This window comes from Kitasatospora sp. NPDC048715 (assembly GCF_043198905.1).
Lineage (GTDB): Bacteria > Actinomycetota > Actinomycetes > Streptomycetales > Streptomycetaceae > Kitasatospora > Kitasatospora lactacystinica.
Map to the genome: position 1 here is coordinate 356,029 of NZ_JBICVH010000008.1, position 13,814 is coordinate 369,842.

Consider the following 13,814-nt stretch of genomic DNA (forward strand, 5'->3'; position numbering starts at 1 on the left):
CCCTACTCCACCGTCACGCTCTTCGCCAGGTTGCGCGGCTTGTCCACGTCGCGGCCGAGGGCGACGGCGGCGTGGTAGGCCAGCAGCTGGAGCGGGATGTTGAGCAGCAGCGGGTCCAGTTCGGGCTCGCTCTTGGGCACCAGGATGCAGTGGTCCGCGAGCTTCTCCTCCGGCCGCCGGTGGGCGACGGCGATGATCCGCCCGGAGCGGGCCTTGATCTCGCCGAGCGTGGTCAGGTTCTTGTCCAGCAGCTCGTCGTCCGGAACCAGTGCCACGGTGGGCAGTTCGGGGCTGATCAGCGCCAGCGGGCCGTGCTTGAGCTCGCTCGCCGGGTAGGCCTCGGCGTGGACGTAGGAGATCTCCTTGAGCTTCTGCGCGCCCTCGCGGGCCACCGGGAAGCCGCGCACCCGGCCGATGAACATCATGCCGGTGGAGTCGGCGTACTCGGCGGCGAGCCGGGCGATGGCCTCGCTCTGCTCCAGCACCTCGCGGATCTGGTCCGGCAGCGCCTGGAGCGCCGAAACGATCCGGCGCCCGTCGGCGGGCGACAGGTCGTGGATGCGGCCGAAGTGCAGGGCGAGCAGCGCGAAGGCGACCACGGTGGAGGTGAACGCCTTGGTGGAGGCGACCGAGACCTCCGGACCGGCGTGCAGGTAGATACCGCCGTCACACTCTCGGGCGATAGCACTGCCCACGGTGTTGACGACGCCGAGCACCCGCCCGCCCTTGCGCTTGACCTCCTGGACGGCGGCCAGCGTGTCGTAGGTCTCGCCGGACTGGCTGACCGCCACGTACAGGGTGTCCGCCTCGATCACCGGGTTCCGGTAGCGGAACTCCGAGGCCGGCTCGCTGTGCGCGGGGATCCGGGCCAGCTCCTCGATCAGCTGCGCGCCCATCTCGCCCGCATAGTAGGCCGATCCGCAGCCGAGGATCTTCACCCGGCGGATCTCGCGCAGCTCCCGGGCGTCCAGGTTGAGGCCGCCGAGGTGCGCGGTGGCGAAGCGCTCGTCGAGCCGGCCGCTCAGGGTGCGCTCGACCGAGCCGGGCTGCTCGTGGATCTCCTTGAGCAGGAAGTGCTCGAAGCCGCCGGTGTCGTAGGAGTCGACCTCCCAGTCCACGGTGGACGGCTGGCGGTGCGTGGTGCGGGCGTCCGCGGTGAAGGTGCGGAAGCCGTCGGCCCGGACGGTGGCCAGCTCGCCGTCCTCCAGGTGGACGACCTGGCGGGTGTAGCGGACCAGCGCGGAGACGTCCGAGGCCGCGAACATCTCCTTCTCGCCGATGCCCAGCACGATCGGGCTGCCGTTGCGGGCGACCACGATCCGGTCCGGCCGCTCGCCGTCGAGCACCGCGATGCCGTAGGTGCCGACCACCCGGGCGAGCGCGGCCCGTACCGCGTCCTCCAGCTCGACGCCCTCGGCGACGTTCGCGGCGATCAGGTGGGCGAGCACCTCGGTGTCGGTCTCGGAGCGGAACACCGCGCCGTCGGCGGTGAGCTTGGCGCGCAGCTCGTCGGCGTTCTCGATGATGCCGTTGTGGACGACGGCGATCCGCTCGGCGTTGTCCAGGTGCGGGTGCGCGTTGGCGTCACTGGGGACGCCGTGGGTGGCCCAGCGGGTGTGGCCGATGCCGGTGGTGCCCTTGAACCGGGCCGGCACGGCGGCGGCCAGGTCGGCGACCCGCCCCTTCACCTTGCGGAGCTTGATCCCGCCGCTGCGCCCGGTGACGGCGACGCCGGCCGAGTCGTAGCCGCGGTACTCCAGCCGCGCCAGCCCCTCCAGCAGGAAGGGGGTCGCATCCTTGGGGCCGATGTAGGCCACGATTCCGCACATGCGTGGTCTCCTCTTCGAGGTCTTCAGAAGGTCGGGAACGACGGCTCAGCCGTAGACGATCCGCCGCAGCTGGCGGGCCGAGAGCTCCGGCGCCGAGACCCGGCGCTGCGGCAGTTCCTCGGCGAGCCGGGCGAAGATCCGCTCGTTGGTCAGTCCGCGCGCCTGGAGCTCGGTGTGGCGGCGGCGCACGTAGTCCTCGGTGCTCTCGGAGAAGTACGCCAGCACCTCCGCCACGACCCGCGCCGCCTCCCGGGGCCCGAGCGGGCTGGTCCGGGTGAGGTGGGCGAGGAGGTCTTCGTGGGGGTGGGGTGAGCTCGGCACGAGTGAGGAGCCTAGGTCGGCGGGCCCGTCTAAGCCAAAGTTTCTGCCCGAAATCGGGCAGACATTACGACTTTCAGACTGGATTCACTCCTTCTTCACATTCGACCGCCGAACGACCACCCGATCACCCCCGTTCCCGAAAGCCCCTTGAAGCGGCACCAACTCCGCACGTAGCGTGACCCCCTGAACACGAAGCGGAAGACCGGAGGCTTGCTGATGTGCGGGATCACCGGATGGGTCGCGTTCGAGCGCGACCTCACCGCCGAACGGGGTGTCCTCGACGCGATGACGGCCACCCAGGTCCGCCGCGGCCCGGACGCCGGCGGCGTCCACCTGGAGCCGCACGCCGCGCTCGGCCACCGCCGGCTCGCGGTGATCGACATCGAGGGCGGCGTCCAGCCGATGACGGCCGAGCACGACGGCCGGACGCTGGCCGTGCTCACCTACAGCGGCGAGGTCTACAACCACCGCGAACTGCGCGCCGAACTGGAGGCGGCCGGGCACCGCTTCCGCACCCGCAGCGACACCGAGGTCGTGCTGCGCGCCTACCTGGAATGGGGCGAGCACCTGGCCGAGCGGCTCAACGGCATGTTCGCCTTCGCGGTCTGGGACGTCCGGCGCGAGGAACTGCTGCTGGTCCGCGACCGGATGGGCGTCAAACCCCTGTACTACCACCGCACCCCGGACGGCGTGATCTTCGGCTCCGAGGTCAAGGCCCTGCTCGCCCACCCCGCCGTGCGCCCGGTGGTGGACCTGGACGGGCTGCGCGAACTGCTCGGCTACACCCGCACCCCCGGCCTCACCCCGTACCGGGACATCCACGAGGTCCGGCCCGGGCACGTCGTCCGGGTGCGCCGCGAGGGCCTGTCGGTCCGCCGCTACTGGGCGCTGGAGGCACGCGAGCACCGTGACAGCCTGGAGGCCACCGTCGCCACCGTCCGGGCCCTGCTGGACGACATCGTGCACCGCCAGCTGGAGGCGGACGTCCCGCTCTGCTCGCTGCTCTCCGGCGGCCTGGACTCCAGTGCCGTCACCGCCCTCGCCGCCCGGACGCTGGGCGCCGCCGGGGCCGGCCCGGTGCGCTCCTTCTCCGTCGGCTTCGCCGGGCAGAGCGAGACCTTCCACGCCAACGACGTCCGGCAGACCCAGGACGGCCCGTTCGCCCGGCTGCTCGCCGCGCACGTCGGCGCCGACCACAGCGTCGTCGAGCTGAACGCCGCCGACCTGACCGACCCGTCCCGGCGCTCCGTCGTGCTGCGCGCCCGTGACCTGCCCAACGGCGTCGGCGACATGGACACCTCGCTGCTGCTGCTCTTCCGGGGCGTGCGCCGCCACTCCACGGTCGCGCTGTCCGGCGAGTCCGCGGACGAGCTCTTCGGCGGCTACCGCTGGTTCCACGACCCGAAGACCGTCGCCGTCGAGGACTTCCCCTGGGCCCTCGGCCTCACCGGCATCGCCGGCGGCGGTGCCACCCCGCGCGAACACCTCCTGGACGCCGAACTGCTCCGCAAGCTCGACCTGGACGGCTACCGCAGGGCCCGCTACCGCGACGCGATCGCCGAGGTCCCGCACCTGCCGGCGGCGGATCCGGTGGAACGCCGGATGCGCGAGATCTCGTACCTCAACCTGACCCGCTTCGTCTGCATCCTGCTCGACCGCAAGGACCGGATGAGCATGGCCAACGGGCTGGAGGTGCGGGTGCCGTTCTGCGACCACCGGCTGGTCCAGTACGTCTTCAACGCCCCGTGGGCGATGAAGTCCTTCGACGGACGGGAGAAGAGCCTGCTGCGCGCCGCCGTCCGGGACGTGCTGCCGGACGCGGTCGCCCAGCGGCCGAAGAGCCCGTACCCGGTCACCACCGACCCGCACTACCCGGCGAAACTGCGCGCCGAACTCGCCCGGCTCGCCGCCGAGCGCACCTCCCCGGCCCTGGACCTGCTCGACCGGCGGCGCCTCGCCGACGCGCTCGCCCCGGACACCGACCCGCAGTCCGTCCGGCTGGCCGTCGACCTCGCACTGGACTTCGACGCCTGGCTGACGGACTACCAGGTGACGCTGGAGCTGTGAACGGGCGCAGCGCGGCGCCCCGACCACCGGGGCCGTGAGCGCCGGAGCCCCGGAACGGCGGCGCGAGGAGGACGCCGGAGCCCCCGAACGGCGGCACGCGGGGCACCGGGGCGCGGGTACCACCACTCGGACGGCGCAGTGACGCGCGCCCGCGCCCCCATACTCCGTCCGGGTGATTGTGAGGGGGAGCATCCCGCCGGTCCCGGCGGTCCGACCGTGCGATAGCGTCGCCGACACCTCCCGAATGGCGGGCGAATTCGCGGATTAACCGCTCATCTGCCGTCAGGATGGGAGCGAAACGTTCACCTCGATCCGCCGGGGGATCCCGTCATGCAGCCGCGAGTCTTCGCGATTCATACCGCCCTGCTCCTGGGCGTCCTGGGCCTGGGATCGGTGGCCGTCACCGACTGGTCGCCCGCGGCGTCCGGCGCGGCCCCCGCCGCCGTCGCCCCCGGGGCCCCCGCCACCGGCGCCCGGCCGGCCGCGGCCGGGCCGGCGAGCGCCACCCCGACCGGCGACCCCGCGGTGTGGACCCGCTCCACGCTGCGCAACAAGCTGATGGCCGAGATGGACGCCACCGACCCCGGCGTCGCCCTGGCCGACCTCGACAGGATCACCAAGGAGAAGCCGTACACCGTGCGCTTCTGCCACCCGATCGCGCACGAGCTCGGCCACGCGGCGGTCAAGCGCTTCAACGCCGACTTCCAGAAGGTCATCTCCTTCCCGCACGAGACCTGCGCGGCCGGCTACCTGCACGGCGCGGTCGAGGAGATGCTCAACGCCTCCGCCCAGCCCGAGACCGACCTGCTCAAGCTCTGCGCGCCCAAGAACAGCGGCCCCTGCATCCACGGCGTCGGCCACGGCACGATGTTCGTGGTCAAGCAGGACGTCGCCAAGGCCCGCGACCTGTGCAACAAGTTCCCCTCCGACCAGAACCGGATCCGCTGCTCCGAGGGCCTGTTCATGCAGCTCTTCGGCCCGGACGAGGAGGACGAGCAGGCCAAGGCCAACCTGCCCGCCGACAAGCTCGCCCAGGACCCGCTCTACCCGTGCAAGGACCAGCCGGCGCTGTTCCAGTCCGCCTGCTTCTTCTACGCCCCGACCTTCTTCCTGTCCTCGCACGACTACCCGAACCACCCCGAGATCTACGCCGAGGCCCTCAAGTGGTGCCTCAACGGCAAGGCGAGCGGCGGGGCGGTGGACTGCAGCCGCGGTGTCGGCTCGCGCACCATGAAGTACAACCTGGACCGCGAGGACTGGGCGGCCGAGCAGTGCGCCACCGCCGCCGACGGCTGGCAGCGCAAGGCCTGCGCCGAGGGCCTGGTCAGCTACTACACGGTCAACTACACCGACGGGGGCGCGGCCGGACGGCTCTGCGCCAAGATCACCAACAAGGAGATGCAGGGGTACTGCCGTTCGGCGAGCGGCCTGTCCGGCTCGCTGGACTGACGCCCCGGTCTCCCGACCGACACCCGGTCCCGGCATGAGGGCCCGCGCCGCACGGCGCGGGCCCTCATGCGTAAGATCGCCCGATCATCGCCTGATCAGGGTGCGCCAAGGACGCCGCGCCTCGCCCAGCCCGTCCCCCCGGCCTCCCTGGAGCACGCCATGACCACCGGAGACTTCCCCGGCACCGACTTCCCCGGCACCGACTTCCCCGGCACCGACCTCCCCGGCACCGACCTCCCCGGCACCGACTTCCGCCGCGCCGCCCACGCCACCGCCGACCTGGTCTCCGACTACCTCGCCGAACTGCCCGGCCGCCCGGTCTGGCAGCCCATGGACGAGACCGCCCGCCGGGCCCTGCTCGACGCCCCGCTGCCCACCGAGGGCCGCCCGCTCGACGAGCTGATCGGCGCCATCGGACGCGACGTCCTGCCGTACCCGATGGGCAACGGCAACCCGCGCTTCTTCGGCTGGGTCAACTCCGCCCCCGCCCCCGCCGGGGTGCTCGCCACCCTCGCCGCCTCCGCGATGAACCCCAGCTCGGCCGGCGGCGACCACGCCGACGTCCACCTGGAGCGCGCCGTGGTCCGCTGGACGGCCGAGCTGGTCGGCTTCCCGCACCCCGCCGGCGGCGGCCTGCTCACCTCCGGCACCTCGATGGCGACCATCGTCTGCCTCGCCGCCGCCCGCGACCGGGCCGCCCGGCGGGCCGGCCGGGACGTCCGCGAGGAGGGCCTGGCGGGCCTGCCGCCGCTGGTCGGCTACGTCACCGGCGAGACCCACTCCTGCGTCCGCAAGGCCGCCGAACTCCTCGGCCTCGGCAGCAGGCACCTGCGCACCGTGGCCTCCGGCCCCGACGGCCGGCTGGACACCGCCGACCTGCGGGCAGCCGTCGAGCGCGACCGCGCGGCCGGCCTGCTGCCCTTCCTGGTCGTCGCCTCGGCGGGCACCGTCGGCACCGGCGCGGTGGACGCGTTCGACCCGATCGCCGACCTCTGCGAGGAGCAGGGCCTCTGGCTGCACGTCGACGGCGCGTACGGCGCCTTCGGCCGGCTCGACCCGGCCATCGCCCACCGCTACGCCGGCCTGGAGCGGGCCGACTCGCTCGCCCTCGACCCGCACAAGTGGCTCGGCGTCCCGGTCGACTGCGGCTGCGCACTGGTCCGCGACGCCGAGGAGCTGCGCGGCACCTTCAGCCTCGTCCCGTCCTACCTGCGCGACGAGGCGGCCGGCGCGCTCGGCTGGTTCTCCGAGTACGGCACCGAGCAGACCCGTCCCTTCCGGGCCCTCAAGGTCTGGGCCACCATCGCCCACAAGGGCCGCGCCGGCCTCGCCCGGGACATCGCCCGGTGCACCGCGCTGGCCCGCCGGCTCGGCGAACTCGTCCAGGCCGACGAGGAGTTGGAGCTGCTCGCCGAGGTGCAGACCTCGATCGTGGCGTTCCGCCACCGCGCCCCCGGCCTGGACGAGGCCGCGCGCGACGCCCTCAACCGCGACCTCCCCGCCGCCGTCCAGCGGCGCGGCCGGGTCTTCGTCACCGGCGCCCGCCTCGGCAGCGCCGAGATGCTCCGCGCCTGCCTCCTCAACGCCGCCACGACGGAGGCCGACCTCCACCTCCTGCTCGCCGAGGTCAGGGCCGCGGCCCGCGAGCTGCTCGGGTAGGCCGCCGGACGCCGTCCGGCCTCCCGGGGCGGCCCCGCGCGTTCCTCCCGTAACAGCCCGGCGCGGACCGTAACCGGCTGGTCACGACGGATGCCCGACCGGGAAACACCGGTCGGGCACGGTGGCGGCATGGAGCATTCGAAGCCCTCTCCCCGCCGTGTCCCCGGTGCCCCCGACGCCGTCCGCGCCCCCGCCGGTCCCCGCGCCCGCCGCACCCGTCACTGGCGCCGTGACACCGTCGAACTCGCCGCCGTCTTCCTCTCCGTCACCGCCGCCGACCTGGTCGCGAAGGTCGTCGTCCACGGCCCCGAGGGCCCGGCCGTCCTCGTCGGCTCCGCCCTCGCCCTGCTCGCCGTCACCCTCCTGCACGCCTGGGTGTCCCCGCACGCCCCGCCCCCGACCACCCTCTGGCGCGTCCGCACCACCGTCCTCGCCCACACCCCCACCGCCCTCGCCGACCACCGGATCACCCTGCTCTCCCTCCACCCCCAGGAGCTCTTCCTCCGCACCGAGCACTCGGTGACCCCGGCCGTTCTGACGGCACTGCTGACCACCACCGGCCACACCCTCCAGGACGCGCCGACCCGCATCGCCTGAGCCGTCGCCTCAGTCCGGGCCAGGGTCGTTGGGGTGGGGTTCGAGCGGGGTCACCACGGCGGTCATCCACGGCCACATCGGAAGGCTGCCGAGCACCTCCGCGCGCAGTTGCGCCTCGTCCGCCGCCCGCCAGACGCCGAGGCTGCGCCGTTCGCCGACCGGGCGCCACAGCCTGGCCAGGTGGCCGGTGGCGGCCAGCTCACGGGCCCGGACGGCCTCGGCGGCGCGCCGCCGGTCGACCTCCTCCTCGGCGGTGCCCTCGGGTACGGCGGTGGTGATCTCGACCAGGAACTCCTTCACGGTCCTGCTCCCTTCTCGCCCCCACCCGCCCATCCTCGGCCCGGCACCCGCCCGCCGCCACGACCGGCCCGCCCCCGGTGGGCCGGTCGGGTGGTCGTGCCGGCGGCGGCCCGAGGAGGGCGGCCGCCGCCGGCGGCGGAATTCCGGGAGGTGTCAGCCCTGGTCGGCGGGCTGCACGACGCACACGGCGTTGCCGAGCATCGGTCCGAAGCCGCCGAGCAGCGCGCCGAGCACCTGGTGGCAGGCGGCGGCCTCCTCGGGCGTCTTGGGACCGTTGTGCTCGTTGGCGGCCGCGGCCGGCTGGGCGAGGGCGAGCGGCAGGGCGAGCAGCAGGGCGCAACAGGCCGTGGCCAGTGCGGAGTTCTTCACGGACCGGGGAGCGGACGGCGGACCGGATCGCGGAACGGACGACTGGACGGACGACTGGACGGACATCGGAAAGCCCCTTCGGTAGGGAGTCGGGATCGGCGGAAAGCCGAGCCATCCCTATCCGAAGGGGCTTCCCCGCTCACGGATCCTGGGCCGTCCGTGAGCGTGTCCACATCATCCGATCAGCGGTCCGGGAGCTCCCCGGGGACCGTCCGTTCCACCTCCCGGATCGCGGCGGCCAGCTCGCCCACCCCGTGCTCCCGCAGCACCCCGTAGTGGTCGCCGGCCAGGTCGACCACGGTGGGCGGGGCGGCCGAGTAGCCGGTGCTGCCCTCGATGAAGGAGTAGTCGTCGCCCGCGGCCTTGAAGACGGTCACCGGCGCGTCCAGCCGCCGCTCGGCGAGTTCGCGGAAGCTGTACTCGAACTCGTACGTCTCACCGACGATCCCGGTGATCCGCCGGATGAGCTCCTCGTCCAGCTCCGGCAGCATCCGGTGCACGGAGGCCACGAAGGTGGGCTCGTCCACCGTGTCGGCCAGGCAGCGCTCCAGCTCGGGGCCGCTGATCCGGCCGGTGAACACCCCGAACAGGATGGTCAGGTACCCCTGGTTCGCGTACGAGGCCTCGCGGCCCCACCGCTCGCCGTCGGCCCGGCGCACCTTCGGATTGCCCGGGCAGATCAGCAGCAGCCGCTCCACCCGCTGCCCGGCCCGCTCCAGCTGCCAGGCCGCCTCGAAGGCGACCCGGGCGCCGAAGGAGAAGCCCCACAGCGTGTACGGCCCCCGCGGCCGCACCCGGCGCAGCTCGGCGACGTCGGCGGCGGCCATCTCCCCGATGGTCGGGTACGGCGTCTCGCCCGGGTTGATGCCGTGCGCCTGGACGCCGTAGAAGGCCCGGTCCCCGCTCGCCTCCCGGCCGAGCAGCCGCAGGTTCATCGGGTAGCCGCCCAGTCCGGGCCAGCAGAACACCGCCCGGTCGGCCCCTCCCGGATGCAACCGGATCAGCCGCGAACCGGCGGCCGCTGCCCTGCCGGCGCCGTCCTCGCCGCAGGCCCGCTCGACGCGCGCGGCCAGTTCGCCCAGCCGGGGGCACTCGAAGAGCACCTGGAGCGGCAGGGCGATGCCGAACTCCCGGTTGATCCGGTGGACCAGGGCGACGGCGATCAGCGAGTTCCCGCCGGCGGCGAAGAACTCGTCCGTCACCGAGGCGTCCTCGTACCTCAGCGCCCGCCCCCAGGCCTCGGCCAGCCACCGCTCGTACCCGGTGGCCGGGGCGACGTACTCGCCGCGCACGTCGGCCGTGCGGACGGCCTCCGAGGCGGCCAGCGCCTTGAGGTCCACCTTGCCGTTCGCGGTGAGCGGCAGGGCGTCCGTCACCAGCACCCGGTTGGGCAGCATGTAGTCGGGCAGCAGGGTGGCCAGTTCGTCCTTGATGATCTCGGCCGGGCCCTTCATGTGGACGGTGTCCTCGTGCATGCCCTCGCTGCTGATCTGCTCCTCGCTCACCCTGCCGCCGAGGAAGAAGTACGACGGGCCGGGGGTGATGCCGAGGCCGGCCAGGATCTCGTCGATGCGCCGCGAAGCGGGCAGCGGGTGGCCGGACTTGGAGCTGTAGCCGGAGGACATGAAGCCCAGGGACAGGCCGTTGCGCTGGAGGCGGTGCAGCACCGCGCCGAGCGCGATGTACTCCAGCCACTCCTCCTCGGCGCGGCCGACGGCCGTGATGCCGAACGCGGCCCGGGCGTAGACGGCCTGGTTGATCGCGATCACGTGCCGGGATTCCACCACCTCGTCCGAGACGTGCGTCAACTCGCCCTCGGCGTACCGGTAGAGGCCGCCCGGCAGGCCGTCCACCCGGTCCTGGTGGGCCTGGACGTACAGCTCGGTGCGCTCGGCCCGGGCCGGGCCGCCGGCCCGGACGACCGCGAAGCCGCCCAGGTAGTGGTCCTCCTCGGCGACGTCCAGCCGGTCCTTGACGGCCGGGTCGGGGCCGAGCGGACGCACGTCCAGCCCGTACTCGGGCAGCACCTCCTCCAGGACGCCCAGCATGTGGCCGGTCTCGAACTCCAGCACCTCCCGGATGTTGTTGCGGTAGACGGGTTCGACGGCGCCGTGCTTCCCGGAGAAGTGCAGCCTCAGGTACGCCTCGGCCCGGGTTCCGGCCGGCCCGATCCGGACCAGGACGTGCTCCACCGGGTGGTAGTAGTACAGCCCGGCCGCGAGCCCGTCCAGGCCGCCGGTCTCCAGGTACAGCTGGGTCGCGTACAGCGCGCCGGGCGAGGCGTAGGCGTACTTGGGCAGCAGCCGCTCCTCACTGTGGAACTGGCCGAACCACCGCAGGACGCGGCCGAGTTCGGGCAGGCTCAGCAGCTCCGGGTCACGGCCGAAGGTGCCGGCCGGGCGCGGGGCGAGCAGCGCGGTGAGGTCGTCCCGGGTGACCGCGCCGCCGTCGTAGAAGCGGTAGGTCTTGCGGGCGAAGACCTCCCGGCGCTGGGCCGCGGTCTCCTTCCGGCCGGGCAGCTCGACCCGCTCGCGGCCCGCCAGCCGGTCCCGGTCGCGCAGGCCCGGGTCTGACAGCTGGGCCTTGACCTGGAGCTTGCTGGCCTTGGACTGGTGGTGGCCGCCGTGGACGCCCTGGTCCATCAGGACGGCCTCGCGCGGGTTGAGCTCGACGCAGGCGACCAGGTTCGGGTGCCCGGTGCGGCCGTCCCCGGTGACGACGGCGGCCGCACGGCGCACCCAGGTGTGCTCCTCGATCGCGCGGGCGATCTCGTCCAGCTCGACCCGGTACCCGCGCAGCTTGACCTGGTTGTCCACCCGGCCGGCGAACTGGAGGGTGCCGTCCGGGTTCCACCGCACGAGGTCGCCGGTGCGGTACAGCCGCTCGCCGGGGGCGAACGGGGAGCGGACGAACCGCTCCTCGGTCAGCTCCGGCCGGTTCAGGTAGCCGCGGGCCAGCTGGACGCCGCCGATGTACAGCTCGCCCACGCCGTCGGCGGCCACCGGCACCAGTTGCTCGTCGAGGACGTAGCACTCGGTGTCGGCCACCGGGCGCCCGATCGGCACCGATCCGGCGCCGTCGGCCGGATCGGCCGGGTCCACCAGGTGCGAGGTGGCGTTGATGGTGCATTCGGTCGGGCCGTACAGATTGACCAGGGCGGCCTGCGGCAGGGCCCGGCCCAGGTCGCGGGCGAGCCGCCGGGAGAGCGCCTCGCCGCCGGAGAACACCCTGGTCAGGCCGGTGCACCCGGCGAAGCCCTCGGTGTCCAGCAGCGCCCGGAGCAGGGTCGGCACGCACTGGAGCGCCGTCACCGCGTGCCGTCGGACGGCGGCGACCAGCGCCTCCGGGTCGCGGTGGAGGCCGGGGGTGCCGGCCACCACCCGGGCGCCGACCGCCGGGGCGAGGATCTCCCACTGCGCGGCGTCGAAGCTCATCGGGGTCTTCTGCAGCACGGTGACCCCGGGGTCGAGGTGGCCCGCGGAGTGCATCCAGTGCAGCTGGGAGACCACCGAGCGGTGCTCGATCATCACGCCCTTGGGCCGGCCGGTGCTGCCCGAGGTGTAGATCACATAGGCCAGCGACTCCGGTTCGACGGCCTCCGGCTCCTCCGCGTCCCGCGGCGGCGGGGCGTCCTCGACGGCGAGGACCGCCGTCCCGGCCGGGGCCAGCGCGGCCAGTCGCTCGCGCAGGTGCGCCTGGGTGAGCACGATCCTGGTGCCGCTGTCCTCGATCATGTAGCGGAGCCGGTCCTCGGGGTACTCGGGCGACAGCGGCAGGTAGCCGGCGCCGGCGTACAGCACGCCCCAGGCTCCGGCGACCAGCTCGACGGACGGCTCGACGTACAGGCCGACGCAGCCGTCCGGGCCGGCGCCCAGGCGGCGCAGCCGCTCGGCCAGCCGGCGGGCGGTCCCGACGAGCTCCTGGAAGGTGAGGCCGCCGCCGGCGCCGAGCACGGCCGGCGCGTCGGGCCGCAGGCGCGCCTGCCGGTCGAGCAGGCCGGTGAGCGCGGTGCCGGCCGGAGCGCGGCGGGCGTGCGGGACGACGGGGGTGGTGGCGGTGGTGGCGGCGGTGGTGTCGGTGGTGGTGGGGACGGACGGGGTGTCACGCATGGGAACGGCCTTCGGTACGTGGACGTACGGGGCCCGGCCTCCTGCTCACCAGGAGCACCGGGACGCAACCCACCGTCGGCCGCCCGCCGTCCCACCCGCATGAGGCACCGGCCGTGACCTGCGCCGACACCGTCCCGGCCGGGCGGCCCGCGGTCCCGGGCCGGGGCCCGCCCGGTCCCACCCCGCCGACCACGCCCCCGGGCATTCGCGCGTTCACGATCACGTAACCGAACGGAAGCGCACCGTCGGTAGCGTCGGCGGCATGAAGGCATCACGCACACGCCCCGAACGGCTCTGGCACCGGCCCTTCCGCAGGTCCGACCGCAGGTGCGCGGCGCCCGAGGGCCAGGCCACCCGGCTGCCCGCGCTCACCGGCGGACCGTACCGGACCGTCCGGCCGCACCCGCCCGCGACCCGCGCCGCCCGGACGCCGGACGCCCCGTCCCGGCTGTCCCTGCCGGACGGGACCGGGCTGCTGCTGCGCCCGGCCGGGCCGGCCGACCGGGAGGCGGCGCTGGCGATGCACGGCCGCTGCTCCCCCGTCTCGCTGCGGCAGCGCTACCACGGCCCGGTCCGCGACGCCGGCCGCTACCTGGACCACCTGCTGGACCCCCGGCACGGCCGCAGCTTCGCGGTGACCGCCCCGGACGGGCGGCTCGTCGCGCTCGGGCACCTGATGTGGGACGACGGCGAGGCCGAGCTGGCCGTCCTGGTCGAGGACGCCTGGCAGCGCCGCGGGCTGGGTCTGGCGCTGCTGCGGCGGCTGTCGGCGGCGGCCTGGTCAGCCGACGTGCGGACGGTGTACGCGGTGACCCACGGCACCAACAGCGGGCTGATCGCCGCGATGCGCCGGCTGGGCGCGCCGCTGGACTTCCGGGCCGAGGACGGCACCCTGGTGATCACCGCCACGTTGGCCGCCGGCGATCCGGCCGACTGTGCCCACCGTCCGGGCCACTGATCATTTCTTCACCAGATCCTTACCCGGGCACCTCGGGAACCCGGCGGTGCCCGTGGAGCGTCGTCAAGGAGTAGGGGCTCGGCCGGGGCCGAAGCCCCCTGGTCGCTCCGTACACCGCCCTCCTCGACGGGCCCTCAGCCGCACCCGCGAACGCGT

Annotated in this window: 10 protein-coding genes; 5 read left to right on the plus strand and 5 right to left on the minus strand. The window is 73.9% G+C overall.

What is annotated here, in order from left to right; translation table 11 throughout:
* Window positions 1-2 precede the first annotated feature (2 nt).
* Together glmS and ACGFSC_RS17565 are read right to left on the minus strand one after the other, a co-directional pair.
* On the minus strand, window positions 3-1,829 hold the full coding sequence (gene glmS / locus ACGFSC_RS17560) for a glutamine--fructose-6-phosphate transaminase (isomerizing) (protein WP_359898467.1): 1,827 nt from the start codon (window positions 1,827-1,829) through the stop codon (window positions 3-5).
* A 45-nt stretch (window positions 1,830-1,874) separates the two neighbouring features.
* Window positions 1,875-2,150 (minus strand): hypothetical protein, encoded by a 276-nt coding sequence (locus ACGFSC_RS17565; RefSeq protein WP_359898466.1) that lies wholly within the window; start codon window positions 2,148-2,150, stop codon window positions 1,875-1,877.
* Between the two features lie 216 nt (window positions 2,151-2,366).
* Here ACGFSC_RS17565 and asnB point away from each other — a divergent pair, with 216 nt between their 5' ends.
* From asnB to ACGFSC_RS17585, 4 genes are all read left to right on the plus strand, one after another.
* Window positions 2,367-4,217 carry an asparagine synthase (glutamine-hydrolyzing) gene (asnB, locus tag ACGFSC_RS17570; protein ID WP_359898465.1) on the plus strand — a complete coding sequence of 617 codons (1,851 nt, stop codon included), beginning with the start codon at window positions 2,367-2,369 and terminating at the stop codon, window positions 4,215-4,217.
* A 330-nt stretch (window positions 4,218-4,547) separates the two neighbouring features.
* Complete coding sequence (locus ACGFSC_RS17575; RefSeq protein ID WP_359898464.1) at window positions 4,548-5,666, plus strand: hypothetical protein; 1,119 nt, start codon at window positions 4,548-4,550, stop codon at window positions 5,664-5,666.
* Between the two features lie 159 nt (window positions 5,667-5,825).
* A complete protein-coding gene (locus tag ACGFSC_RS17580; RefSeq protein WP_359898463.1) occupies window positions 5,826-7,325 on the plus strand; it encodes a pyridoxal-dependent decarboxylase in 1,500 nt (499 codons plus the stop codon).
* Window positions 7,326-7,454: 129 nt separating this feature from the next.
* Window positions 7,455-7,922 carry a hypothetical protein gene (locus ACGFSC_RS17585; RefSeq protein WP_359898462.1) on the plus strand — a complete coding sequence of 156 codons (468 nt, stop codon included), beginning with the start codon at window positions 7,455-7,457 and terminating at the stop codon, window positions 7,920-7,922.
* 9 nt (window positions 7,923-7,931) lie between these two features.
* Here ACGFSC_RS17585 and ACGFSC_RS17590 read toward each other — a convergent pair whose 3' ends face one another.
* From ACGFSC_RS17590 to ACGFSC_RS17600, 3 genes are all read right to left on the minus strand, one after another.
* The gene (locus ACGFSC_RS17590) at window positions 7,932-8,222 is read right to left on the minus strand and encodes a muconolactone Delta-isomerase family protein (RefSeq protein ID WP_359898461.1); all 291 of its coding nucleotides are present in this window, start codon (window positions 8,220-8,222) and stop codon (window positions 7,932-7,934) included.
* A 153-nt stretch (window positions 8,223-8,375) separates the two neighbouring features.
* A complete protein-coding gene (locus ACGFSC_RS17595; protein ID WP_359898460.1) occupies window positions 8,376-8,591 on the minus strand; it encodes a hypothetical protein in 216 nt (71 codons plus the stop codon).
* 182 nt (window positions 8,592-8,773) lie between these two features.
* Window positions 8,774-12,700, minus strand: coding sequence for an amino acid adenylation domain-containing protein (locus tag ACGFSC_RS17600; protein WP_359898459.1), 3,927 nt, complete (start codon window positions 12,698-12,700; stop codon window positions 8,774-8,776).
* 262 nt (window positions 12,701-12,962) lie between these two features.
* On the opposite strand from ACGFSC_RS17600, the gene ACGFSC_RS17605 reads away from it, so the two are divergent.
* Window positions 12,963-13,658 (plus strand): GNAT family N-acetyltransferase, encoded by a 696-nt coding sequence (locus tag ACGFSC_RS17605; protein WP_359898458.1) that lies wholly within the window; start codon window positions 12,963-12,965, stop codon window positions 13,656-13,658.
* Window positions 13,659-13,814: the final 156 nt, after the last annotated feature.